Annotated in this window: 22 protein-coding genes and 2 pseudogenes; 12 read left to right on the top strand and 12 right to left on the bottom strand. The window is 62.9% G+C overall.

The features are described from left to right. Positions 1–283: 283 nt before the first annotated feature. Entirely contained in the window at positions 284–1567 is a 1284-nt protein-coding gene (locus ACVW16_RS35665) for an ISNCY family transposase (RefSeq protein ID WP_456703560.1), read from the bottom strand. Positions 1568–1985: 418 nt separating this feature from the next. Here ACVW16_RS35665 and ACVW16_RS35670 point away from each other — a divergent pair, with 418 nt between their 5' ends. From ACVW16_RS35670 to ACVW16_RS35680, 3 genes are read left to right on the top strand one after another with little or no spacing between them, the layout of a single operon-like run. Continuing rightward, a complete protein-coding gene (locus tag ACVW16_RS35670; RefSeq protein WP_456735120.1) occupies positions 1986–3005 on the top strand; it encodes a TRAP transporter substrate-binding protein in 1020 nt (339 codons plus the stop codon). 15 nt (positions 3006–3020) lie between these two features. Then, positions 3021–4910 carry a TRAP transporter large permease gene (locus tag ACVW16_RS35675; protein ID WP_456735121.1) on the top strand — a complete coding sequence of 630 codons (1890 nt, stop codon included), beginning with the start codon at positions 3021–3023 and terminating at the stop codon, positions 4908–4910. Between the two features lie 25 nt (positions 4911–4935). After that, positions 4936–6585, top strand: coding sequence for an acyl-CoA synthetase (locus ACVW16_RS35680; protein ID WP_456703563.1), 1650 nt, complete (start codon positions 4936–4938; stop codon positions 6583–6585). 18 nt (positions 6586–6603) lie between these two features. Here ACVW16_RS35680 and ACVW16_RS35685 read toward each other — a convergent pair whose 3' ends face one another. The 6 genes and pseudogenes from ACVW16_RS35685 to ACVW16_RS35710 all read right to left on the bottom strand — a co-directional run bounded on the left by ACVW16_RS35685 (position 6604) and on the right by ACVW16_RS35710 (position 13295). Beyond that, complete coding sequence (locus tag ACVW16_RS35685; protein ID WP_456703564.1) at positions 6604–7401, bottom strand: MBL fold metallo-hydrolase; 798 nt, start codon at positions 7399–7401, stop codon at positions 6604–6606. A gap of 13 nt (positions 7402–7414) precedes the next feature. Then, complete coding sequence (locus ACVW16_RS35690) at positions 7415–8191, bottom strand: TatD family hydrolase (RefSeq protein ID WP_456735122.1); 777 nt, start codon at positions 8189–8191, stop codon at positions 7415–7417. Between the two features lie 13 nt (positions 8192–8204). Next, positions 8205–10200: pseudogene (metG, locus tag ACVW16_RS35695) on the bottom strand (methionine--tRNA ligase). Positions 10201–10300: 100 nt separating this feature from the next. Further along, complete coding sequence (locus ACVW16_RS35700) at positions 10301–11347, bottom strand: DNA polymerase III subunit delta' (protein WP_456735124.1); 1047 nt, start codon at positions 11345–11347, stop codon at positions 10301–10303. After that, a complete protein-coding gene (gene tmk, locus ACVW16_RS35705) occupies positions 11344–12030 on the bottom strand; it encodes a dTMP kinase (protein WP_456735125.1) in 687 nt (228 codons plus the stop codon). Before tmk ends, ACVW16_RS35700 begins: the two co-directional genes overlap by 4 nt. 2 nt (positions 12031–12032) lie before the next feature. Continuing rightward, the gene (locus tag ACVW16_RS35710; protein WP_456735126.1) at positions 12033–13295 is read right to left on the bottom strand and encodes a D-alanyl-D-alanine carboxypeptidase family protein; all 1263 of its coding nucleotides are present in this window, start codon (positions 13293–13295) and stop codon (positions 12033–12035) included. Between the two features lie 152 nt (positions 13296–13447). Between ACVW16_RS35710 and ACVW16_RS35715 the strand changes: the two genes are divergently transcribed. Next, positions 13448–14407 (top strand): alpha/beta fold hydrolase, encoded by a 960-nt coding sequence (locus ACVW16_RS35715; RefSeq protein ID WP_456735127.1) that lies wholly within the window; start codon positions 13448–13450, stop codon positions 14405–14407. A 71-nt stretch (positions 14408–14478) separates the two neighbouring features. Here ACVW16_RS35715 and ACVW16_RS35720 read toward each other — a convergent pair whose 3' ends face one another. Next, positions 14479–15405 carry a septal ring lytic transglycosylase RlpA family protein gene (locus ACVW16_RS35720; RefSeq protein ID WP_456735128.1) on the bottom strand — a complete coding sequence of 309 codons (927 nt, stop codon included), beginning with the start codon at positions 15403–15405 and terminating at the stop codon, positions 14479–14481. Between the two features lie 952 nt (positions 15406–16357). After that, positions 16358–16636: a hypothetical protein gene (locus ACVW16_RS35725; RefSeq protein WP_456703572.1), complete on the bottom strand. Its 279-nt coding sequence runs from the start codon at positions 16634–16636 to the stop codon at positions 16358–16360. 164 nt (positions 16637–16800) lie between these two features. On the opposite strand from ACVW16_RS35725, the gene ACVW16_RS35730 reads away from it, so the two are divergent. Next, positions 16801–17367 carry a TIGR00645 family protein gene (locus tag ACVW16_RS35730; RefSeq protein ID WP_456735129.1) on the top strand — a complete coding sequence of 189 codons (567 nt, stop codon included), beginning with the start codon at positions 16801–16803 and terminating at the stop codon, positions 17365–17367. Between the two features lie 89 nt (positions 17368–17456). Here the strand turns inward: ACVW16_RS35730 and ACVW16_RS35735 are convergent, their stop codons facing one another. Further along, positions 17457–17648: a hypothetical protein gene (locus tag ACVW16_RS35735; protein WP_456703574.1), complete on the bottom strand. Its 192-nt coding sequence runs from the start codon at positions 17646–17648 to the stop codon at positions 17457–17459. Between the two features lie 528 nt (positions 17649–18176). Here ACVW16_RS35735 and ACVW16_RS35740 point away from each other — a divergent pair. Then, positions 18177–18794, top strand: coding sequence for a PilZ domain-containing protein (locus ACVW16_RS35740; protein ID WP_456802602.1), 618 nt, complete (start codon positions 18177–18179; stop codon positions 18792–18794). A 196-nt stretch (positions 18795–18990) separates the two neighbouring features. On the opposite strand, the gene ACVW16_RS35745 is transcribed toward ACVW16_RS35740, so the two are convergent. Further along, positions 18991–19734, bottom strand: coding sequence for a DUF7168 domain-containing protein (locus ACVW16_RS35745; protein ID WP_456735131.1), 744 nt, complete (start codon positions 19732–19734; stop codon positions 18991–18993). Positions 19735–20029: 295 nt separating this feature from the next. On the opposite strand from ACVW16_RS35745, the gene ACVW16_RS35750 reads away from it, so the two are divergent. Next, entirely contained in the window at positions 20030–20452 is a 423-nt protein-coding gene (locus ACVW16_RS35750; protein WP_456735132.1) for a hypothetical protein, read from the top strand. A gap of 603 nt (positions 20453–21055) precedes the next feature. Here ACVW16_RS35750 and ACVW16_RS35755 read toward each other — a convergent pair. Beyond that, positions 21056–21571 carry a GNAT family N-acetyltransferase gene (locus ACVW16_RS35755; RefSeq protein WP_456703578.1) on the bottom strand — a complete coding sequence of 172 codons (516 nt, stop codon included), beginning with the start codon at positions 21569–21571 and terminating at the stop codon, positions 21056–21058. Between the two features lie 257 nt (positions 21572–21828). Between ACVW16_RS35755 and ACVW16_RS35760 the strand changes: the two genes are divergently transcribed. The 5 genes and pseudogenes from ACVW16_RS35760 to ACVW16_RS35780 form a co-directional block, all read left to right on the top strand. After that, positions 21829–22140, top strand: coding sequence for an IS66-like element accessory protein TnpA (locus ACVW16_RS35760; protein ID WP_456802603.1), 312 nt, complete (start codon positions 21829–21831; stop codon positions 22138–22140). Continuing rightward, positions 22124–22483 (top strand): IS66 family insertion sequence element accessory protein TnpB, encoded by a 360-nt coding sequence (gene tnpB / locus ACVW16_RS35765; RefSeq protein ID WP_456735134.1) that lies wholly within the window; start codon positions 22124–22126, stop codon positions 22481–22483. The genes ACVW16_RS35760 and tnpB overlap by 17 nt, the downstream gene beginning before the upstream one ends. 73 nt (positions 22484–22556) lie before the next feature. Then, positions 22557–24134 carry an IS66 family transposase gene (gene tnpC, locus ACVW16_RS35770; RefSeq protein WP_456735135.1) on the top strand — a complete coding sequence of 526 codons (1578 nt, stop codon included), beginning with the start codon at positions 22557–22559 and terminating at the stop codon, positions 24132–24134. 11 nt (positions 24135–24145) lie between these two features. After that, positions 24146–24517, top strand: coding sequence for a DUF3024 domain-containing protein (locus ACVW16_RS35775; RefSeq protein WP_456703580.1), 372 nt, complete (start codon positions 24146–24148; stop codon positions 24515–24517). A gap of 122 nt (positions 24518–24639) precedes the next feature. Further along, positions 24640–24943: pseudogene (locus tag ACVW16_RS35780) on the top strand (IS5/IS1182 family transposase); the annotation flags it as partial. Positions 24944–25066: the final 123 nt, after the last annotated feature.

The raw sequence follows: 25066 nt of genomic DNA on the forward strand, positions 1-25066 counted from the left end.
ATGAAACCCGCGGAGCGGGGTATTTGGAGCCACGGATCTGGTTGCTTCAAAATCCACATGGACACATCCGTTGTCGGGGCAAGGCAGAAATGACACCCGGCGTGCAAAGTAGAAATGTCACCCGAACTGACAGCAACCGGGGCGCATGGACGTTATTTTTGGCCTGAAGACGCGCCTGCGCTCGTTAGAAATGTCACCAGGAAATCGGTGAGGAGGGCGCGCGGACGCGGAGCTGGCCGGGGTTGCGCAGCGGCCGCGCGACCGGATGGTACGCCCTGGAAGGTCAGGTTGGCTTGAACATGTGCCGCTCGGCCTGGCCTCGACGGCGTGGCGCCTTGGCTGAGCGCGACATGTCCAGCTGCTTCTGCTGCTCGGCAATGTAGGCCAAGACCTCGCCCAGCCGCTTGTTCTCGACGATCGCCGCCTGATTGACCTTCTGCAGCTTGTCGAACGTTCGGTAGGGCAAATCCCGCCCGTTGTGCCGGATCGCCAGATGGCCATCCGGATAGTCGATGATCGTGACGCGCTGGCGGGCAAGCCGCCGCGTGACCTCGTTGTTCTCGAGCATGAACAGGATCTTGTCGTACTGAATCGTCAGATTGTTCGTCAGCGTGCGCTCTTCCTTCCAGGCAAAGACGTCGCTCAGCGGCGCCAGGTCCTCACCGGGGCGATGGGCATCCTGGTCCGACTTCGCAGTCTTGCCAAAGCGAGCATTGTAGCTCGCCATAAACGCCGGCAGGAACGCGTTGCCGGCCGCGATCGTCGAGATCCCGGCAAGCCGCATCTCCTTCACCAGACGATCCTGCAGCGTTCCGAATGAGCGCTCCACCCGACCTTTGGCCTGAGGGGAGTTGGCACAGATGATATCGATGTTGAGTTCGCTCAGAGCGCGGCCGAATTGCGTCATCCCGTTGCCACCGGCCGCCTCGCGATGGTTGACCCGGAAGATCGAGTGCTTGTCCGAGTAAAACGCAACCGGGCGGCCATAACGCTCCACATAGACCCTGGTCTCGCGCAGATAATCCAGCGTCGATTCCGAAGGTACGAACGCCGCATGCAGAATCTGGCTGGTCGCATCGTCGATATAGGCCAGCAGCGAGCACTCCGGGCCACGTCCTTCGAACCAGTAATGCTTCGAACCGTCGATCTGGATCAGCTCACCAGTCCGTTCACGCCGGTTGCGCGGCTGATGCACCGAGGGCAGGCGGCGCTTCCGATCAATCCATAGCCCGTCCGCCAACATCCACTTGCGCAGCGTCTCCCGCGACACCAGGCAGGCGTGGTTCTCTTTGAGCTTCTCTGCCGCCAGCGTCGGGCCGAAATCCGCATAACGCGCCTTCACCAGCGACATCGTCAGCTCGCGCACCTGCGCCGGCATCCGGTTGTTGCTGGGCTTGCCACGACGCTTGGAGGCCAAGCTTGCCGCTCCATGCTCGCGGAGCGAACGGAGCAGCCGGAACACCTGTCGCCGTTGCAACTGAAGCACCGTGGCGGCTTCTGACACCCGCAATCGCCCGGCTTGTACCTCCATCAAAATATTGAGCCGCGAAAACTCCTTGTCGCTCATAGACACCACCACGATTGCCGTCCCCCGCAACTGCATTCCAACCGCGGAGTGCCATCTCAACTTTGCGGAGGGGTGTCATCTCTATATTGCGCTTACATCCGTAATTCGCATAAGGTATATTATGGAATATATTTATATTCAATTCGATCAATTATTTAGCTGGAATTGCTGCCATGGCGCTTTCGCTCAAGCGCCATATCCAGCTCCGGGCTCGCCGGACGCCCCAGCCCTTGACGGCTACTGTGCATGGGGTTGTTTTTCAGATTTGGATCGGATCGAGGCCTCCGAAAGCCGATATTGCCGCGACCTTGTCCGGCTGCAATAAGCGAGCTTCGCGAGATCGCAGATGACCTTCGAGCCGTCGGTCCGTATAGGTTTGCATCTCACAACAAGAACAAACTTTCGAGGAAGCAGACCCATGAGTTTCTCCCGCCGCACGCTTCTCAAGGCCTCCGCCGCGACCGCCGTCTTTGGTGGCTTCAGCGCGCCCCATGTGGCCCGTGCCCAGGCTGCCGAGTTCTCGTACAAATACGCCAACAACCTGCCGGACAGCCATCCGCTCAACGTGCGCGCCAAGGAGATGGCCGCGGCCATCAAGAGCGAGACCAACGGCAAGTTCGACCTCCAGATCTTCCCGAACAACCAGCTTGGGTCCGACACCGACATGCTGAGCCAGATCCGCTCCGGCGGCGTCGAGTTCTTCACGCTGTCGGGCCTGATCCTGTCGACCCTGGTGCCGGCGGCCTCCATCAACGGCATCGGCTTCGCGTTTCCGGACTACGACACCGTCTGGAAGGCCATGGACGGCGATCTCGGCGCCCATGTCCGTGGCGAGATCCGGAAGGCCGGCCTCGAGGTGATGGACAGGATCTGGGACAACGGATTCCGGCAAACCACGTCGTCGACCAAGCCGATCACCGGTCCGGACGATTTCAAGGGCTTCAAGATCCGCGTGCCGGTGTCGCCGCTGTGGACCTCGATGTTCAAGGCGTTCGAGGCCGCGCCCGCCTCGATCAATTTCGCCGAAGTCTATTCCGCGCTCCAGACCAAGATCGTCGAGGGGCAGGAAAACCCGCTGGCCATCATCTCGACCGCGAAGCTCTACGAGGTGCAGAAGTTCTGCTCGCTGACCAACCACATGTGGGACGGCTTCTGGTTCCTGGCCAATCGCCGCGCCTGGGAAAAGCTGCCGGAGGACGTGCGCGCGATCGTCGCCAGGAACATCAATGCCGCCGCGGTCAAAGAGCGTGAGGATACCGCCAAGCTGAACGCCGGTCTCCAGCAGGAGCTCGCAACCAAGGGCCTGGCGTTCAACCAGCCCAGCATCGCGCCGTTCCGCGACAAGCTGAGGGCTGCAGGCTTCTATGCGGAGTGGAAGGGCAAATACGGCGAGCAGGCCTGGGACCTGCTGGAAAAGGCCGTCGGCAAGCTGTCGTAACGCATTGGGGCCGTCATGGCTCATATCGAAGTCGAGGCGAACGGAGTGGCGGGCGAGGCGACTGTTGAGTCCCCTCGCCGACCTTCGCTGATTGCGTCGCTCGAGCGCGTCCTCGGCTTTGCCGTTGAAATCCCGGCGGCGATCCTGGTGGTCGCCGAAATCGGGATCCTGTTTGCGGGCGTCGTCGCGCGCTACGGCTTGCACCGGCCGCTGATCTGGTCGGACGAGCTCGCCTCGATCCTGTTCCTGTGGCTGGCCATGCTGGGCGCAGCGGTGGCGTTCCGCCGTTCAGAGCACATGCGCATGACCGCGCTCGTCGGAAGCGCAGGCCCGGCGGTGCGCGCCTATCTCGATCTGTTCGCGATCTGCGCGGCGCTGGCGTTCCTCGCGCTGATCGTGTGGCCGTCCTGGGACTATGCGTACGAGGAAAGCTACATCACCACGCCGGCACTTCAGATCTCGAACATCTGGCGCGCCGCCGCGCTGCCGGCCGGCATCTGCCTGATGGCGGTGTTCGCCCTGCTGCGGCTGCTGCGCGCGGCGGACTACCGGATGGTCGCGGCCGCCATGCTGTCCGTTGCCGTCGTGATCGGCCTGTTCTGGCTGGCAGAGCCCTCGTTGCGGCCGCTTGGCAATCTCAACCTCGTCATCTTCTTCGTCGGCGTCGCCGGCTTCTGCGTCTTTGCCGGCGTTCCCATTGCATTCGGCTTTGGCCTCGCAATCTTCGGCTATCTGGCGCTGACCACCCGCACGCCGGTCGTGGTGCTGGTCGGGCGGATGGACGAGGGCATGAGCCATCTCATCCTGCTCTCGGTGCCGCTATTCGTGTTCCTGGGATTGCTGATCGAGATGACCGGCATGGCGCGGGCCATGGTGTCGTTCCTGGCGAGCCTGCTTGGCCATGTCCGTGGCGGCCTGCATTACGTGCTGGTCGGCGCGATGTATCTGGTCTCCGGCATATCAGGCGCCAAGGCCGCCGACATGGCCGCGGTCGCGCCCGTGTTGTTCCCCGAGATGAAGCAGCGCGGCGCCCGGCCCGGAGATCTCGTCGCGCTGCTTGCGGCCACCGGTGCCCAGACCGAGACCATTCCGCCGAGCCTCGTGCTGATCACGATCGGATCGGTCACCGGCGTCTCGATCGCGGCGCTTTTCACTGGCGGACTCCTGCCCGGCGTCGTGCTCGCGATCACCCTCTGCACGCTGGTGTGGTGGCGCTATCGTGGCGAGGACATGAGCCATGTCCGCCGCGCGACCGCGGCCGAAATCGGCAAGACCTTCGTCATCGCCCTGCCCGCGCTCGCGCTGCCGTTCGTGATCCGCTACGCCGTGGTCGAGGGCATCGCGACCGCTACCGAAGTCTCGACGATCGGCATCGTCTATGGTGCGCTGGTCGGTCTTCTCGTCTACCGCCGCTTCGACTGGCGGCGGCTGTTTCCAATGCTGGTCGAGACCGCAGCGCTGTCGGGTGCGATCCTGCTGATCATCGGCACGGCCACCGGCATGGCCTGGGGCCTGACGCAGTCGGGCTTCTCGCGCTCGCTGGCATCCGCCATGACCGGATTGCCGGGCGGAGCCGCGACCTTCATCGCCGTGTCCATCCTGGCTTTCACGGTGCTCGGCAGCGTGCTGGAAGGCATCCCCGCGATCGTGCTGTTCGGGCCGCTGCTGTTTCCGATCGCGCGCCTCGTCGGCGTGCACGAGGTGCACTACGCCATGATCATCATTCTGGCGATGGGTATCGGCCTATTCGCCCCGCCATTCGGAGTCGGCTATTATGCCGCCTGCGCCATCGGAAGGGTCGATCCAGCCGAGGGCATCAGGCCGATCTGGGGTTATCTGCTGGCGCTGATGCTGGGATTGATCGTCGTCGCGGTCTTCCCCTGGATATCGATCGGATTCCTGTAACCCGCGCGACGTGAAGGAGGGGTCGATGAGCGACCGGCACAACCAGTACAATATCGGCCTCGACAAAACCCCCGCCAATTACGTGCCGCTGTCGCCGCTCAGCTTCCTCGCACGCAGCGCTGCCGTCTATCCCGATCACATCAGCACGGTCTATGAGGCGCGCAGCTTCACCTGGGCCCAGACGCATGAGCGCTGCAAGCGCTTTGCCTCCTGGCTCGCCGGCAAAGGCGTCGGCGTCGGCGATACTGTTGCTGTGATGCTGCCCAACATCCCAGCGATGAACGAGGCGCACTTTGCCGTTCCGATGACGGGCGCCGTGCTCAACGCGCTCAACATCCGCCTCGATGCGCCCTCGATCGCATTTCAGCTCGATCATGGCGGCGCGAAAATCATTCTGGTCGACCCCGAATTCTCGCGCGTGATCACCGATGCGCTCGCGCAAATGAGCGGCCCGAAGCCTTTCGTGATCGACGTCGACGATGCCGCCTTCACGGGCGGCAAGCGCATCGGCGAGATCGAATACGAAGCCGCCGTCGCGCAAGGCGATCCGAACTTCACGGCGATCCCGCCGCAAGACGAATGGGATGCGATCGCACTGAGCTACACTTCAGGCACAACAGGCAATCCCAAGGGCGTCGTCACCCATCATCGCGGCGCCTACCTCAACGCCGTCAGCAACATCCTCGCCGGCAATCTCGGTCAGCATCCGGTCTATCTCTGGACGTTGCCGATGTTCCATTGCAATGGCTGGTGCTTTCCCTGGACCCTTGCGGCCGCCGCCGGCATCAATGTCTGCCTGCGCAAGATCGAGCCGACCAAAATCTTCGAGCTGATCAGGCAGCACGGCGTCACCCACATGTGTGGCGCGCCGATCGTCTACAACACGCTGATCAATGCGCCCGATGCGCCGAACGGCGACGCTGCACCCCGCGTCGTCGGGCTGATCGCCGGCGCCGCACCGCCGGTCGCCGTGCTCGAAGGGGCGGAGAGCATCGGCATCAAGCTCACGCATGTGTATGGCCTCACCGAGGTCTACGGCCCCGCTTCCGTCTGTGCCGAGCAGCCCGGCTGGGACGATCTCCCCGCCGCGGAGCGCGCGCGCATGAAGCGGCGGCAGGGCGTGCCCTACCCGCTCGAGGAAGCTGTCACCGTCATCAATCCGCAAACCATGCACGAGGTGCCGCGCGACGGCGAAACCATCGGCGAGGTGATGTTCCGCGGCAACATCGTGATGAAGGGGTATCTGAAGAACGAGAAGGCCACGAAGGAAGCGTTCGAGGGCGGCTGGTTTCACACCGGCGACCTTGGCGTGCTTGACGAGCACGGCTACGTCACGATCAAGGATCGCTCCAAGGACATCATCATCTCCGGCGGCGAGAACATTTCCTCCGTCGAGGTCGAGGACATTCTCTACAAGCACCCGGCCGTGCTGTTCGCGGCCGTCGTCGCCAAGCCCGATCCGAAATGGGGCGAAGTGCCCTGTGCTTTCGTCGAGCTCAAGGACGGCGCCAGCGCGACCGAGGCCGACATCATCGCGTTCTGCCGCACGCAGATGAGCGGCTTCAAGACGCCGAAGGCCGTCGTGTTCGGACCGATTCCGAAGACATCGACGGGAAAGATCCAGAAATTCCTGCTGCGCAATGAGGTCGGTTCGACCAAGGCGATTACTGCCTGAGTTGAACGCGCACCTAATTTAGTGCGTCTCCAGCCGCATCCCGTCGTAAGCCGGCACCACGCCCGCGGGCAGCGTCTGCCGGATCACCTCGTAATCGACGTCGGCCGTCATGTTGGTGATGACGGCGCGCTTCGGCTTGAAGCGTTCGATCCAGGACAGCGCGTCGTTGATGCTGAAATGGCTGACATGCTGGGTGTAGCGCAGGCCGTCTACGATCCAGAGATCGAGGTTTTCCAGGGCACCCCAGCTCTCGCGCGGGATGTCGTTGAGGTCGGGCGTGTAGGCGGCGTTGCCAATGCGATAGCCGAGCGCGGGGATCTGGCCGTGCTGGACCAGGAAGGCGGTCATGGTCACGTCCCCGCCCTTGCCGATAACGATTTGGCTCCCGCCGGCCTCGATCGAATGCCGCGTCAGGATCGGCGGATAGTCGCTGCCCTCCGGCGAGATGAAGCAGTAGGAGAACCGCGCCATGATGTCCTTCGCAGTCGACTGATTGAAATAGGTCGGAATGCGCTTGCGCATGTGGAGAACGACGGAGCGCAGATCGTCCATGCCATGGGTCTGGTCCGCATGCTCATGGGTCAGGAACACCGCGTCGATGTGGTCGACATTGGTATCGATGAGTTGCTCGCGCAGATCCGGCGAGGTATCGATCACAATGCGCGTGGTGCCGTGGCTTGACGTTTTCTCGACCAGCAGCGAGCAGCGGCGGCGGCGGTTCTTGGGATTGCTGGGATCGCAGGCGCCCCAGCCGAGCGCCGGGCGCGGCACGCCGGCGGAGGAGCCGCAGCCCAGGATCGTCAGCGTCAGTGTCATGCGGCTCCCAATCTCAAGCTTTCACCTTGGAGAACAGGCGGAAGAAGTTTTCGCTGGTCTGGCGTGAGATTTCGTCAAACGACACGCCGCGCGTCTCGGCCAGCACCTTGGCGACCTCGACCACATAGGCCGGCTCGTTGCGCTTGCCACGGAACTTGCCCGGCGCAAGATAGGGCGAGTCGGTTTCAACCAGAATACGGTCGGGCGGCAGCTCAGCCGCGAGCGCACGCAAGGTGTCCGACTTCTTGAAGGTCAGGATGCCCGTGAAGCCGATGTACAGCCCGAGCGATACCGCCTTCAGCGCCAGCTCGCGCCCGCCCGTGTAACAATGCAGCACGGCGCGAAACGATCCCTTGGCCGCCTCCTCTTCGAGGATGCGGGCGCAGTCCTCATCCGCTTCGCGGGTGTGGATCACCAGCGGCAGGCCCGTGGCGCGCGCGGCGGCAATATGAGCACGAAAGCCCCTCGCCTGCGCTTCCGGCGAGCCGTCGTCGTAGAAATAGTCGAGCCCGGCCTCGCCGAGCGCGACGACCTTGGGATGCTGCGTCAGGGCGATCAGCTCGTCCGCCGAAATGCCGTCTTCCTCATCCGCGTTGTGCGGATGGGTCCCGACCGAGCAATAGACGTCGTCATAACGCCCGGAGATGGCGAGAAGCTGATCGAGCTTTCGCACCCGCGTCGAGATCGTGACCATGCGGCCGATCCCGGCCGTGCGGGCGCGCGATACGATCCCGTCGAGGTCTTCCGCAAACTCCGGAAAATCCAGATGACAGTGACTGTCGACCAGCATCGTTATGTCCGCCTCAGGCCGCGGGCTCGATGTAGCGCGGGAACGCCGGCGTCGGCGCCGGCAGCATCGAGCCGGGCGCGATCCGCTTGTCACCGCCGAGCATCGCGAAGTTGCGCTCTCCTTCGGGGATGGCGAGGCTGTCGAGCAGGAGGCTGGAAGCAGTCGGCATTGCCGGCTGAGCCAGAATCGCGATCTGCCGGACGACTTCGGCGGTGACGTAGAGCACCGTCTTCTGCCTGACAGGATCGGTCTTGGCGAGCGCCCACGGCGCCTCGCCCGCGAAATAGCGGTTGGCTTCCGCAACAACGGCCCATACGGCGTTGAGCCATTGATGGATCTGCTGCGTGGCCATCGCCTCGCGCGACGCTCCGACCATTCCGTCGGCCATCGCCAAAATCGCTTTGTCGTTGTCGCTGAACGCGCTGGGCTCGGGCAGCACGCCACCGAGCTGCTTTGCAATCATCGACAGCGAGCGCTGAGCGAGGTTGCCGAGATCGTTGGCGAGATCGGCGTTGATGCGCGCCACGATGGCTTCATGGTTGTAGTTGCCGTCCTGGCCGAACGGCACCTCGCGCAGGAAGAAATAGCGCATCTGATCGACGCCATACTGGTCGGCGAGATTGAAGGGATCGACGACGTTGCCGACCGATTTCGACATCTTCTCGCCCCTGTTGAACAGGAAGCCATGGGCATAGACGCGCTTCGGCAGCGGGAGCCCGGCCGATAGCAGGAAGGCCGGCCAGTACACCGCGTGGAAGCGGATGATGTCCTTGCCGATGATGTGCACATCCGCCGGCCAGTAGCGCCAGTTCTTGTCAGTCTCGTCGGGGAAGCCGACGCCGGTGATGTAGTTGGTGAGCGCGTCGACCCACACATACATCACGTGTTCTTCGTCGCCGGGCACTTTGACGCCCCAGTCGAACGTCGTGCGCGAGATCGAGAGATCGCGCAGGCCGCTCTTGACGAAGCTCATCACCTCGTTCTTGCGGGAGTCCGGCCCGATGAAATCGGGCTGATCCGCATAGAGCTTCAGCAGCTTGTCCTGGTAGGCCGAGAGGCGGAAGAAATAGCTCTTCTCCTCGACCCATTCGACCGGCGTGCCCTGCGGCCCGAGCCGTACGCCGTCCTCGTTCAGGCACGTCTCTTCCTCGGCGTAGTAGGCCTCGTCGCGCACCGAGTACCAGCCGGAATAGGTGTCGGCGTAGATGTCGCCGTTCGCTTCCATACGACGCCAGATCTCCTGGCTGGAGCGATGGTGTTGCTCCTCGGTGGTGCGGATGAAGCGGTCGAACGACACGTTGAGCCGCTCGTCCATCTCCTTGAAGCGTCCGGCGTTACGGGACGCCAGCGCGGAGGGAGTCACACCCTCGTTCTGCGCGGTCTGGACCATCTTCAGACCGTGCTCGTCGGTGCCGGTCAGGAAGAACACGTCCTTGCCGTCGAGCCGCGCAAAGCGCGCCAGCACGTCGGCGGAGATTGCCTCATAGGCGTGGCCGATATGCGGGACCCCATTGGGATAGGCGATCGCGGTGGAGATGTAGAAGACGTTGTCGCGCGCGGGGGCGGCAACGGCCTTTGGCGCAGGCGGCGCTTTGGGTTTTGCTGCCTTGGTATTCGAGACTTTGGGCTTCGATACCTCGGGCTTGGAGACCACGGGGGGCACGGCCTTCGACGTCTTGGCAACAGCAGCTGGGCGCGGCGGTTACGGCAGATGCGGTCACCTTCGCCCTCTTGGCTGCCTTGTTCGATGGAGCTTTGGCGGACTTTTTTGCGACCTTCGTCGTGGCGGCCTTCTTGGCGACGGCCTGCTTCTTCGCGGCTTTCTTGCCCGCCTTCTTTGCACTCTTCGCGGCGGTCTTCTTCACGCCTTTCTTGGCAGAGGCCCGTTTGGTCTTCTTGACCTTCTTGGCAGCCTTGCGGCCGAGTGCCTTTGTCGACTTTTTCGCGGCGTTGTTCGCAGCCTTCTTGCTACCCTTGGCCTTGGCCGTTTTCTTAGCTCGTGCTGCCACGACGAATTCCTCTACCGGATTCTCGAAATTTGGAAACGAAATTGCGTTGTTTGCGCATGATCTTTTCGGAAAACCGCTCCGCACTTTTCCGGATCATGCTCTAGCGCGTTGCGTCCGCCAGCCAGCCGAACACCGAAAAAACCAAGGGCTTTCGCTCCAGATTGTAGGTTTCAGTGTCGCGCGCGGCGCGGACGATCTTTTCCCATACCTGGGCTAGCCGCGCAAGGCGCGGCAGGTTCTGGTTGGCATTGGCTTCGTTCGCATGCAGGCTTTCCGCGATCCAGCGATCGATGCCATCGATGAACGCCGCAAGCGCGACCCGGTCGTTGGTGGGAAGCGAATCGCCAAGCGTATGCAGCTCCCGCGGATCGAGCTGCGGCAGGCGCGCCAGCAGCGCCGCCGTGCGCTGCTGGAGCTTGAGCGCGTCGCCGCCGAGCAGCGTCAGCGCGCGCGCGACGCTGCCTTCGGAGGCCTCTGCGGCCTCGCGTAGCGCCTGATCCGTCGGCGCAAGGTCGCCGGCCGCAGCCGCCGCTCCGATCACCTCGTCGATTGTGAGCGAACGCAGGCGCAGCTTGCGACAGCGCGACTGGATCGTGGCGAGCACACGTGCCGGTGCGTGGCTCACCAGGAGGAACAGCGATTGCTGCGGCGGCTCCTCCAGGATCTTCAGCAACGCGTTCGCCGCATTGGGATTGAGCTCGTCGACGGTGTCGACGATGCAGACGCGCCAGCCTTCAGCCGCCGCCGTCGAGCCGAAGAACGAAATGGTCTCGCGCGTCTCGTCGACGGTGATGACGGTACGCATCACGCCGCGGTCATTCGCGGTACGCTCCAACGTTAGCAACCCGCCATGCGAGCTCGCTGCAACCTGCCGCGCCACGGCATCGTCAGGATCGATCGCGAGGTCTTCGGCGCCCTGCACGGCGGGAGCCTGCGGCTCTCCGTGGGCGAGCACGAACCGCGCCATCCGGTAGGCCAGCGTCGCCTTGCCGATTCCTTGCGGTCCGCCAATCAGCCAGGCGTGCGGAATGCGCCCGCTGCGATAAGCCGTCAGCAGCGCGGTCTCGGCCTCGCGGTGGCCAAACAGCAAGCTGGTCTCGCGCGGATGTGGAATCGCGCTCTCGCGCTCGACGTGACGCCGGCTCATGCCGAGACCACCGATGCTGAGGTCGCCAGGAGGCGGTCGCGCAGCGCAGTCCACACCCGCCCGGCGACCGTGTCCGGGTCGGAATTGGCGTCGATCAGAACGCAGCGCGAAGGATCATCCGCCGCAATCTTGCGATAGGCCTCGCGCAGACCCTGATGGAAGGCGAGCTGCTCGCCCTCAAATCTGTCAGGCGTGCCACTGCCCCGCCGCGCCGCCGCGCGTGCCAGGCCGATTTCAACAGGCAAATCGAGGATGATGGTGAGATCAGGCTTGAGATCACCGATCGTGACCCGCTGCATCGCATTGATCAGCGCGGTGGGCACGCTGCCGAGGCTGCCCTGATAGGCCCGGGTCGAGTCGGCGAAGCGGTCGCACAGGACCCAGATGCCCCGGTTGAGCGCAGGCTGGATCACGGTGCGGACATGGTCGTCGCGCGCGGCCGCAAACAGCAGCGTCTCCGCTTCGGGCCCGAGCAGCTTGCCCATGCCCGACAGCACCAGATGCCGCATGATCTCTGCGCCCGGCGAGCCGCCCGGCTCGCGCGTGACGAGGATGCGCATCCTTGCCGCCTTGAGACGATCGGCGAGTTTCTTGATCTGGGTCGACTTGCCCGTCCCCTCGCCGCCTTCAAAGGTGACGAAGCGCCCGCGTCCGGACGGCCATGTTACCGCGCTTTCACTCATGATCAGAGCTTCTCGGCGCCTGCGCGGAACATGCCGATGACGAGCTCGCTGGCGCCATCGATCGCGCGCCGCATGGTCGAGCCGGTGCCAATAGCCTCGGCCGCGTAGACCGGCGTCTCGACGGCGATATTGCCGCTGCGCCAGACCTTGGCCACGCCGACCTGCTGGCCCGCCTGGACCGGCGCGCGCACCGGGCCGTTATAGACAACGCGCGCGATCAGCTTGTCGCCGCCGCTCTTGTGCACCATCACCTTCACCGGCTCTTTCGCAATCAGCTTCACCGAGCGGCTGTCGCCGCCAAAGACCTTGGCGTAACCGAGGGGCTGGTCAGCTGCGATCAGCGTGCGGGTCTCGAAATTGCGAAAGCCCCATTCCAGCATCTTCTTGGCTTCGGTGGCGCGGTCTTCGGAGTCTTCCAGGCCGTTGACGACGACGATCAATCGGGTGCCGTTCTGCACGGCCGAGCCGACCATGCCGTAGCCGCCCTCCTTGGTGTAGCCGGTCTTTAGCCCGTCTGCTCCTTCCATCGAATTGAGCAGCGGATTGCGGTTGGGCTGGCGGATCTTGTTCCAGGTGAACTCCTTTTCGCCGAACAGTTTATAGAATTCGGGAAAGTCCAGGATGATGTGCCGGGCAAGCATGCCGAGCTCACGCACCGTCATCTTGTTGCCGGGGTCGGGCAAGCCGTTGGAATTGGCAAAGGTCGATTTGGTCATGCCGAGCTCCCGGGCGCGCTTGGTCATGAAATCGGCGGCAAAAATCTTCTCGCTGCCGGCAATGCCTTCTGCGAGCGCTATGCAGGCGTCGTTGCCGCTCTGGATGATGGCACCGTGCAGGAGGTCATCGACCGAGACCTTGCTGTTGATGGCAGCGAACATGGTCGAGGTGCCGGAAGGGGCGCCGCCCTTGCGCCAGGCATTCTCGCTGATCCGGTATTCGTCGGTCAGCTTGACGTCGCCCTTCTTGATCGCGTTGAACACGACCTCGGCGGTCACCAGCTTCATCATGCTGGAGGGTGCGCGCAGCTCGTCGGCGTTCTTCTCGAACAGCACGCTGCCGCTCGAAGCCTCGATCAGGATCGCGGTGGGGGCATCGCCGTCGAAGCCGGTATCCTCGGTCTTCTTGGCGCCCTGCACGCTCTGGTTCGCGGCATAGAGCACCCCGCCCCAGCCGAGGCTCACCGCAAGCGCCGCCGCAACCAGCCCGCGCGCCAGGGCTCCGGCTGTGAAGCCGGTATGACGAAGCGAGATGAGATGAAATGCCATGGCGAAGCCCTGAGAGCGCCGTTCTAACAAATGGAACAGGTGCGAACAACACGAGGGTCGTTGCTGCCCCCGAGATTGCACGATTCTCATTGCGCCCCTATCGTGGCACCTGATGTTTTTCAACCAAACCCCTGAAACAAGGCGGAAAAGCGATGTCCATGACCCGAGGGATCAAGGCCAACGGGATCGACCTCTTCGTCCGCGAGGCCGGTCAGGGACCACTGGTGGTGCTGTGCCATGGCTGGCCGGAACTGTCCTACTCGTGGCGACACCAGATGCCTGCCTTAGCAGCGGCCGGGTTTCATGTCGTGGCCCCCGACATGCGGGGCTACGGCCAGAGCGCGGCGCCGCCCGAGGTGGCAGCCTATTCGATCTTCGATCTGGTCGGCGACGTCGTCGGCCTGGTCCGGGCGCTCGGCGAGACCAAAGCCGTCGTCGTCGGCCATGACTGGGGCGCGCCGGTCGCCTGGCACGCGGCACTGTTCCGCCCGGATATATTCACGGCCGTCGCAGGGCTGAGCGTGCCCCCGCCGTTCCGCGGACGCGGTAAGCCGCTCGAGCTGCTGCGCCAGGGCGGCATCACGAATTTCTACTGGCAGTATTTCCAGACGCCGGGTGTCGCCGAGGCCGAGTTCGAGCGTGACGTCGCCCGCACCATGCGCATTGTGCTCGGCGGCCGCGGACTTGCCGATCCGAACGCCGCGATGTTCGTCCAGGAGGGCAAGGGCTTTCTCGGCCATGCAGCAGCCGACGAGCCGCTGCCGTCGTGGCTGAGCGAGGCCGATCTTGCTCATTTCACCGAGAGCTTCCGCTCTTCCGGGTTTCGTGGCGGGCTGAATTGGTATCGCAACATCGACCGCAATTGGGAGCTGACCGCGCCCTGGCAGGACGCGCAAATCCACCAGCCCTCCCTGTTCATCGCCGGCGCGCAGGACGCCGTCATCACCGGCCTGATCGGCGCCAAGCGGGTCAACGATCTGGAGCGCGTGCTGCCCAATCTCACGAGAAAGCTGATCATCGACGGCGCTGGTCATTGGGTGCAGCAGGAACGGCCCGACGAGGTCAATGCCGCGCTTTTGCGGTTCTTGCGCGAAGCGCATCAGGCTAGCTAGACGAGATCCTTCCTCATTGCGGTGTGGGCGGCGCCCACAGACCCGGTCTCGGCAAAGCTGTCGCGGCTTGCCTAGTACAGGCCGCGGCCGGTCAGAATGCTGCGTGCCTCGGCTGCGCCGTCATCGGAGGTCGCCGGACCGCTATCTCCGGCGTAGCGGCCGCTCTCGTCATAAGACACTTGCCGGGCGTTCTGGAGCACCCGGCCCCGGCTGCGGCTCGAGGCCGACATCTCGGACGTCGCGTCGATCGAGGCGAGGTCGGCCGACGTGTTGCCCAGGCTGTAGGGCCGCCCTTCCGGCATCGGGACTTCGCCCCTGAAGGCGCTGCGGCTTGATGACACCTCCGGCACGAACGGCCTGGCCGAAGCGACCCGGACCATCGAGGGTGACGGCGCCGGAACGCCGGTGCGCAAGGTCGCCATCAGCTGGCGGTCGTCGGAGCCTTCCAACGGCGCCCGGCCGACATATTCGACGCGGACCCTGGCAACACCATTGCCTTTGAATTCAAGCAGTTCGGCGGCTTTGTTCGAGACGTCGATGAGGCGGTTGCCGTGATAGGGCCCGCGGTCGTTGACGCGGACGATCAGCGACTTGCCATTGGAGAGATTGGTCACCCGCGCATAGGACGGCATCGGCAGGGTGGGATGCGCCGCGGTCAGCGAGCTCATGTCGAACACTTCGCCGTTGGCGGTCAGGCGACCATGGAAGTCGTCGCCATACCAGGAGGCCGTGCCCTCGGCGCGATAATTGACGTCCTCCTCCGGTACGTAGGTCCGGCCTGCAACGACATAAGGCTTTCCGACGCGATAGGTGCCGCCGCCCTTGGGGACGGGTTCGCCGAAGCCAACGACCCGTGGGCTCGACGACACGCCGTATTTGGGATCCACCCGGCTGGCGAACTTGTTGGACGAGGCGCAATTGGCAAGCGCAAGGCAACCGGCCACCACCGCAACGCACCGCGCAGCCCGCACCACCGAATCTGATCGTCGGATCCCCATTCGCCCCAAATACCATTTCCCCGGAGACGGCCCCAACCCGCTTGCACACGGGAATCGCCTTCCGGTCCTCAAGCCCGAGGCGGCCCACCACCGTCTCGGAGACGGTAACGATAACGCAACCCGAACACGGCGGAAATGGGGAGCCCACAACGTTCGCGTCGGCATGGTAAACAGGACGTTCGGCATTCTCGTTGATAAATGGGGCGCAATGGCCTCTCAGCCGCCTCTGATGTGCCAGTCCCGCACAAGCTGTTGCGCCAAAACCTCACTCCACCCCCGATATCGTCGGCTTCACGGGAATTCTTTTGACTGTGCAAGGCCGCGCGCGTTTTCTCGCGTGCAGGGGCGGGATTGGAATTTAACGATGATCGAGACGGTTTCGGCACTGATGGGTCTGGTAAGCGCGGGAATCTTCCTGGCCCATGCGTTTGAAGGCTACCGCACGAGGGCCTGACGGCGCTCGCGCGGTTGACATTGCATCACCTCTTCAAGGCGGTACGTTCGGACAATTTTAATCAATCCGATCGAGCATCGAAGGCAAGAGCAGCAGGTGTCCCATGCGCAAACATGACTTCGTATCCGATGGCTTTCTGGCACTGACCGCAGGCGGCCTCGTGCTGCTCTGCTCGAGCCTCGTCGCCCTGGCCTTCGGCTGATCTCACACCACCCGTTTCGAATTTTCAGAGCGCCGCGCGTCTGCGGCGCAGCACGCCGAATCACCCCGCTCCCGTTGAGTTGATTGAATTTCCGCGTTCGGCGCCTCGACCTAATTTCAAGAGGCCACGCCAACGCAGGTGACGCACATGCTCGCCGAAAAATTTCTACTGGTCCTGGAATCGCTGATCCGAAGCAGCCGGACCTACCCCGACGGAAGCCCCCGGGTGATCAGCAGCTCCGCCCACGTCCCCGTGACGCTGCCGAACCAGAAATAGCGGCGCTTGACCACGGGGGCTCAGCGCAAGCCCAACGGCGAGCTCCGGTACAGGCTGTCACGCGCTTCGGACAGGCAGACGAAGCTGCCATCAAATCCCTGGCCGTAGAGCTTCTGCCCTTTGCGGTAATAGACGCTCTTCCTGAAATCCAGCCAGACCACCTTGTCGCCTGGGCAATGGCGCTGCGCTTGCGCCTCATTGCGGAAGGGCGTCAGCGGGGTCGCCAATACCGCAGTGGCGCCGCCCACCGCACTTGCAAGTACGATGTGCCCGAGCCATCGGCCAAAGCCACTGCGCATAACTATCGGCCTCCCGATCCCCGCCACCCCCGCCGGCGGCCGTCCTGCACGTTAGCATGAGACGGCGCGATCCACACCCGATGAACCGGGCGGCGTGTCTTCCACCGGCCAGCTTGGCGGGGTACATGATGACGAGACGATCTCAACGCGCGGATGCAATGTGAATGTCGGCAGAGCTTGAACCCACCGGACGCCGCCCGCGGCTCGGGCTGTTACCGATGATCATCTTCGGTTCGCGCTGGCTGCAATTGCCGCTCTATCTCGGGCTGATCGTGGCGCAATGCGTCTACATCGCGCTGTTCCTGAAGGAGCTCTGGCACCTCTCCTCGCATGTGCTCGATCTGACCGAGCAGGAGATCATGATGAGCGTGCTGGCGCTGATCGATGTCGTGATGATCTCAAATCTCCTGGTGATGGTGATCGTCGGCGGCTACGAGACCTTCGTGTCCCGGCTCGATCTCCAGGGCCACCCCGACGAGCCGGAATGGCTCGGCCACGTCAACGCCAGCGTGCTCAAGATCAAGCTTGCGATGGCCATCATCGGCATCTCCTCGATCGCGCTGCTGCGCACCTTCATCGAGGCCGGCAATCTCGGCTCGAGCCGCGCCAGCTTCACCGAGAGCGGCGTGATGTGGCAGGTGCTGATCCACCTCACCTTTATCGTCTCGGCGATCGGAATAGCCTTTGTCGACAGGTTCAGCGACATGACGGCGCGCAAGCAGACAGAGTGATCAACCGCTCGCCTTTCCCCTCGTTACGCGCAAGGGGGCTGACGCGCGGGCGTCCACCGGCCGGCACTGAAGCGGCACCTATTGAGAAGTCAGTCTTTGCCTGCGGCCGCCTCACGGGCCAGCCGCTCGGCCTTGAGCCGTTCGCGATTGGCGTAAAACGCCTTCTGCGCTTCCTCATGGTCGCGCATGGCCTTTTCGGCCTCGAGGCGGCGCGCCGCATCGCGCGCCTGGCGCTGTTCGGGGGTCAGGGGTTTACGTCGGAAGGAAAGGTCTTCAGTCATGCCGAGGTAACGCGGCGGTGAGGAAAAGGTTCCGCCCGGTGGTCCGCATGGGGGACCGGTCAACACAAATCCCTGACCATTCAGGCTCTTGGGCGCTCGGCCGGTGCCATCGCAGACCGCCACGCGCCACATAGCGAAAACAACCCCATGCACAGTAGGCCACGTCGGATCGAGGACGAACCGGCTTGTCCCGCAAAGGCCTCTTGACCCGTCGGGCAAAACAGGCGCACAATACGATAATTCCGAAATCAATGATCATCGCCTTAGCGAACGCGCCGCCGCCCGGGGACCGGCGAGCCTGGACGTTGCGACCGATGCCTACCTCGTACTCCAGTCGTGACGATGCACTGAATTGGCCACATCGGACCGGCCCCGGAGATGCCCGGGACCATTCGGCAATTCAGAATCTCAGAACTAAGACACCTCGATTCACATTTGTTGTGGCGGGAACCGGGATCACCGGGAAGATTCGGCAAACCGGGGCTGGCTCCATACTTCACTAGCTTCTTTCACCCGGTCGATTTGCAAGTGGCGCGGGCCGCAGCGGGTGAGTTCGCTGCGGCCTTCGTCGTTTTTAAAAAGCCCTGGCTAAGCCGATCCGGGACAAAAGAACGCTGCAGTTGGAGCTATTCAAGGCGCCCCACCCGCGGTTGCGGCTCGACGGACTCAAACAACGCGATTCCGACTTCGCTCGGCGATGAAACACTGCCGACCCCTTGCTTACCGGAAGGGAACACAGCAGGCGTATTCGCTCCACGCCATTCACCGAAGATCAAGGATTCTTCTCTAGTCAGAACGGCCTGCTCGGTGGCCAAGGTGGGACGGTCGATGAGTGAGGGAGAACAACCAAAGGACAAGCGCGTCGCGTTCGAACGACCGATCGAAGCGCGCTTGATGGCGATCGACGGTACCTGGCAGCGCGGCTGCAAGATCCACGACGTCTCTGAAACGGGCGCAAAGCTGGTGAGCGACGGTGCGGTGACGGATATCGGCCAGAAGGAATTTTTTCTTGTGTTGTCACCGATGGGTCTGGCTTACCGACACTGCGAACTCGCCTGGGTCAATGGTGAGTTCGTCGGCGTCCAATTCATCAACCGGGGCCGCGCCTCGAAGAGAGCGCGACGGGGCGAAACGCTGGTGAGTTGAAGACCCGGGTTCTTTCGGCTTGCGGGTTTTTCCACAGTAGATTGCGGAATCATCGTATCCGTCGGGCGCAGGGCCGCACTCCCTCCGGTGAGGTGCGGTTATGCGATGCTGCGTGTCCTGATTGCGCAACAAAGATTTGGATGTCCCCGATTGCATCGGCTTGAGGTTCGAGCCGGCTGGACGAATGCTGACGCGTTTAAATCTGTTTTCGACTGTTCCGTGACTGCGACTTGCCAACGCCTGGGTTGATCGGCAGCGCCGTGCCGGCGGCGCCTCCGGCGTCATAGGCCGTCGTCGAGACCATCCGGCCAGAGCTCCGCTGGGTCCGGAGCTTGAGGCCGAGCTTGTCGAATTCCGCATCGACCACCGAGGTCTTGAGAACCACCAGCTCGCGGCCGGTGCCTTCGTTGACCTGATCGCGGCTTGCCTTGATCGCCAGCAGCCTGTCGGCGATGGACACCACCATCCCGAGCGTGAAGGAGGCATTGGCCAGATGCCGCTGCTGGTGCCGGAACCTGCTGTACTCGATCGAGGTCTTGAAGCGGCCAAGTTCGGCGCGCACGGCGCCGTCAATCAATTCGGCCAGGTAATGGGCGACCTCGACATCCGCGCCGAGGCCAAAGAACACGTAGCTGCTCTCGCGGGCCGCGTTCTTCTCGCGCCAGACCCGACAATCGCAGAAATGGGCGATCGCGCCGATACAGTCGTCCAGAGGAATTCGCTTCTTGCGATGGGTCTCAAAGACCCGCCGCTCGCACGACGAGGCGCGCAGCTCGACGTCAGAAAGCGACAAATCGTGGCGATCCAATAGTTCGGCGACCTTGGCGGCGGCAGACAGCGCCTCGTCCTCGGTGCAGCCATTGGCGATCGTCTTGGCGCGCAACGCCTGAATGCGGAGCTTCAGCTTGTCGAGCCCGGCCGGATTAAACGCCTGATCCACCGATCACCTGCTCGACCGGCGGATCCGGGCCGGGCTCGTTGAGCGACCCGAAAGATAGGTGACAGAACGTACCGGACACATGGGTTCGACTTTCCGTTTTCGACTGGCGGAATGATCTTACTCGCACTTTCTCCGTTTTGGCGACAATTGCTAAGGTGTTTGCAACGGTCACCTCATCGCCAACATCGCGAAGAGCCTTTCGATTGAAGCCGGGGACCTTGTCACCCCAGCGCGTCAAAAAAAGCCTCCACGTCACGCTCCAATTTCTGTTTGAACGAAACTTCGCTCGGTAATCTTGATCGTCCGCGATCTGTTCATCTCGCCGACCTGTTTCGCCGATCCGACAGGGAACAACTCGCTTTCGCAAAGCAATGTGTGGCGCGTCTCACAGAGTTTACTGGCTCTGGCGCGATATCAATTCATCGCTCCGCTTGCCCCAGGAGCCATGTTGAAGCAAGGGCTTCCACCAAACCTGACAGAGAGGAATCAATCCATGTTGCGCAAATTTTCGGTTATTGCAGTTGCCGCAGTTTCCTTGGGTGCCGCTGCTCTGGCCCCAACCTCCGCATCCGCCTATGAGTTCGGCGGCTACCACGGCGGCGGCCATCGGAGTGGTGTAACCATCGTCCTCGGCGGACCCGGCTACTATGGCTACGATGACTGCGACCGCGACTACGATTACTACCACCACCATCCGCGTCGCTGGAGGCCGCTGTGAACTGCTTCTGACCTCAGTCGTCGTGAACGGTCCCAAAGGCGCGCGAATTGCGTAAATCCGCGCGCCTCTTCCAAGCCTTCTGCAGTCGCCACGAGCTACATCCTGATCCCGATGCGCGTGTCGGCGTAGTCGCTCTCGCGAAAGTGCCGATGCTCCTGAGACCGGCCTTGTTGCTCGGTTTGTTGCTGATACTGAGCCGCTCGGCATCGACGCGGTTTGGCCGGGGCAATCAAAGATATTTCGCGGCGGATCACACTGTGGCCCTTTGCTGATCCGACCCTGTCAGTCGCTCGAACCAAACCATTCCCTCGCCCGCAGCACGTCATTCGCCAAGGGGCAATCCCGGCCCGTTCGAGCTGGCGCAGGGGCATCCGGCAGCAACGGCGGCCAGCGTGATCGGCAATGTCACGGCGCCGCATTCATGGGCGAACGCCACGGCTTCGGTGCGACCTCGAGCGATCTCAGCTAAGCAAAGAGGTTTGCCCGCCATCAGCCTTGACCTGCGCATCGCTTTTGTTTTGCGGGGCTGGAGCGTTGGTGGTTTGGACCGCTAGAAATCCAGGGCGCGTACTCATAGACTCGTCGACAGCGGTCCGAGACGCCTCAGCCTCTATCTATCATCCAGCGATTCACTGCTTGATGAAAATTAAGAGGACCTGGAACGGTCATGTGCGTCTTAACGTACTTGAACCCTGCCTTTTGTAGAGCGCGGTTCGGTGCCACATTGAAGGCATTGGGCTCACAGAAGAGCTGCTTCAGCTTTAGACTCTGAAAATAGAGTTCGACGGTCTGCCTGACACAATCTACGCCGATCCCCTGATTGCGCAGTGAGGGATCCGTGATGTGAAGGTGCATATTTGCTTGCTGGCCAACGCGGATCTTGTCAGCAGTCGAGAACCCAAAAAACGTGTCATCGCTAAGCCAACTTACCAAGACGCTGCCTCTCTGCTCGACAGGATGGTCGAACATCTGCTCATAGAGTCGTTTCCATTGTGACGCGGGCGGCAGTCGCGTCGGATCGACCCCGAGCATTTCCAAGTGCTCTGGCGTTGCTGCGTGGAAGTACTCAATGATCAGTGTGGTTTCCTGCAAAGTCATTGGACGAACGGTGACTGCCATTGGTGCCTCTGCGAACGAACAGCGGTGCTCCACTAAATCGGAAATTGAAAATATTGCAGGCGCTCGACCATTGGCAAGTGGCAGGTGGCTGGATTCATCGTATCCGTCCGGTGAAGGCCGCCTTGCCGAATGAGGCGTGTTGTTGAGTACTGTCCTTATGGACGGTGATAGGCGCAGTGCCCAAGTCGAACGGCTTGAGGTGGTGGACACGGGCCGGCGACGGCGCTGGTCCGAGGATGAGAAGCTCAAGATCGTCCTTGAGAGCTTACAGTCGCCGCGTCAGGTCGCGGCAACAGCGCGGCGGTATGGCGGTTTCGCGCTCATTGCTGCTGCGATGGCGACGCTCGTTTCGGCCTGAGCCGAAGGATGCCGCCGATCCACCTGGCTTCGTACCTGCGATGGTGGTCGCGGAAGCAGGACCGACGCCCTGTCCAGTCGCGCCGGCCAGCAGCGGCGGGTCGATCGAGATCGAGTTTGCGGCCGGGGCTCGGATGCGGATCACGGGCGCGGTCGACGCGGCGACGCTGAAGGCCGCCGTGGCGGCACTGGCAGATGGACGGCCGCGGTGATCCCGAAGCGTCGAGCGTGCGGGTGTGGATTGCGACCGGCCACACCGATATGCGCCGCGGCATGAACCCGCTGGGCTTGCTGGTGCAGGAAGCCTTCAAGCGAGACCCGCACGGCGGCGACCTCTATGTGTTCCGTGGCAGGAGCGGCAAGCTAATCAAGATCCTTTGGCACGATGGACTGGGCATGTCGCTCTACGCCAAGCGGCTGGAGCGCGGCCGCTTCCTGTGGCCGTCGTCGGCTGATGGCGTGGTGACAATCACCCCAGCCCAGCTTGGCTACCTGCTGGAGGGCATCGACTGGCGGATGCCGCAACAGACCTGGCGACCACAGGCGGCTGGTTGATCGCTGGGATTTGAATCGGTGACAGGATCAGCGGTTCGGACAGAGATCGCGTCTTGTGATTCTCTGGTCGTCGATGAGTGCCGATGATTCTCTTCCCGACGATGTGACCACGCTGCAGGCGATGCTGCGCGCCGAGCGAGCGGCCCGGTTGGCCGCGCAAGCCGAAGCCCAGGCGGGAACATTGCTGATCGAGAAGCTCAAGCTCACGATCAAGAAGCTGCGGCACGAGCAGTTCGGACAGTCCTCCGAGCGAGGCGCATTGCTGGACCAGCTCGAGCTACAACTCGCCGACCTGGAGGAGAACGCGGCTCAAGCTGAGACCGCGGCGCAGATGGCAGCCGAGAAGATTGCGGTGCCATCGTTCGAGCGCCGCAAGCCAGCCCGCCGGCCGCTGCCGGAGCATTTGCCGCGGGAGCGCATTGTCTATCCCGTGCCGACCACCTGCCCATGCTGCGGCGACAGCCGATTGCGCAAGATTGGCGAGGACGTGACCGAGACGCTGGAGCTCGTTCCGCGACAGTGGAAGGTGATCCAGCACGTGCGCGAGAAGCTCGTCTGCCGGGCCTGCGAAGCGATCACCCAGCCGCCGGCTCCTTCGCATCCGATTGCGCGCGGGCGTGCAGGGCCAAAGCTGCTGGCCCATGTCCTGTTCGCCAAGTACGGCCTGCACCTACCGCTTCATCGTCAGAGCGACGTCTACAAGCGTGAAGGCATCGACCTTGACTTATCGACGCTCGCGGACTGGGTAGGTGCCTCCGCGGCAACCCTGATGCCTCTGGTCGATGCGATCCGGAGCCATGTCTTCGCAGCCGAGCGCATCCACGCGGATGACACCACGGTGCCGGTCCTTGCCAAGGGCAAGACCCGGACCGGCCGGCTATGGACCTACGTTCGCGGCGACCGTCCGTTTGCCGGCCCAGATCCACCGGCGGCCGTGTTCTTCTACTCGCCCGATCGTGGCGGTGCGCATCCGGAGCAACATCTGGCGGGTTATGCCGGACTGATGCAGGCCGACGCCTACGCCGGCTTTGGCAGGCTCTACGAGACCAATCGCAAGGGCGGCCCGATCATCGAGGCCGCGTGCTGGGCGCACGGCAGGCGCAAGTTCTTTGACCTCGCGCGGCTCACCAAGGCGCCGATCGCGGCGGAGGCGGTCAAGCGCACCGATGTCCTGTTCGCTATCGAGCGCGAGATCAACGGTCTTGCTGCGCAGGAACGTTTGCGTGTGCGCCAGGAGCGTAGCCGCCCTCTGATCGTCGAGCTGGAGGCGTGGTTGCGCGAGCAGCGCGCCAAGCTCTCCAGGAACAACGACACGACCAAGGCGATCAATTACTGCCTCAGCCGCTGGGATGCATTTACCCGCTTCCTTGATGACGGACGGCTTTGCATGTCGAACAATGCTGCCGAGCGTGAGCTACGGGCGGTCGCCGTGGGACGAAAAAATTGGACCTTCGCCGGCTCCGATGAGGGCGGCCGGCGAGCGGCGGCCATCTACACCCTTGTTGCTACCTGCAAACTCAACGACATCGATCCACAGGCTTGGCTCGCCGACGTGCTCGCGCGCATCAATGATCATGCTATCCAGAGGCTGGATGAGCTTCTGCCGTGGAATTGGCGAAAGCCAATGCCGAGCCATATCGAAGCAGCGTGAGCCGAGGACACATGAGAGCAAGCGGTCTGTCCGCGGCAGATAAATCGGCGGTGACGGCCGCCTGCCAGCAGCTGATCGACGACTTTCTGAAGCCCCGCTTCCTGCCCACTATCCGACCGACGCAGTTCAACTACCCCATCGATATCCTGGGAAAGTGGCACGGCACCAAATATCGCTTCGTTCAACGCTACCGCTCCGGCTTCCCCGAGAGTCTCGGCGAAGAGTTTGACGCCCCCTTCGCTCGCCTCGACTGGATCAGCCGCAACCGCTTCGATATCCAGTGGCACCGGCACACTGGAGAGTGGTTCTGCCGGCATCGCGGCCTCACCCTCGACGAAGCGATTGACACCCTAAGATCTGACGGATTGCTCCATCCACCTTAAACACCGGAACTCCGCAAGCTCAGCTGCCCGGGGTCCTCGCCGGACGGAGCCGATTCATCCGGGCGGACGCGTTGCGTTTGACCAAACCCATGTGATTCAAACTCCCGAACAGGGCGCAAAATCATGCGGTGGTCGATGGCATTGGTCTGCCGGTACGGCTGGCGCTGAGCCCCGGTGAGGCCCACGACGTTCGACTTGCCGGAAAGCTGCTGTCCCGTCTCAAGTCTCGGGCAATGCTGCTTGCCGGCCGTCGCTATGATGCGGACTGGATCAGAGAGCGTGGGCCAACATCCCGCCGAAACACAGGATCAAGCAGTGTCGTCAGGTGGCGACGCGTTACGATAAGCTTGCCGCCAACTACCTCGCCTTCGTTTCAACTCGCGTCCATCAGGCTGTGGCGCGCGCACTTATGAGTCCACGCCCTAGACACCACGCCGATTTGGGACTGCAGGATTTCTAGTTTACCGCGTAGCGCTGCTCTCTCTTCCGCGAGAGCTTGCAGCGGGAGCCGCATGTCGGCCGGACGGGACGCGGATACCTGCATCGACG

It is taken from the genome of Bradyrhizobium sp. USDA 4474 (assembly GCF_054057515.1).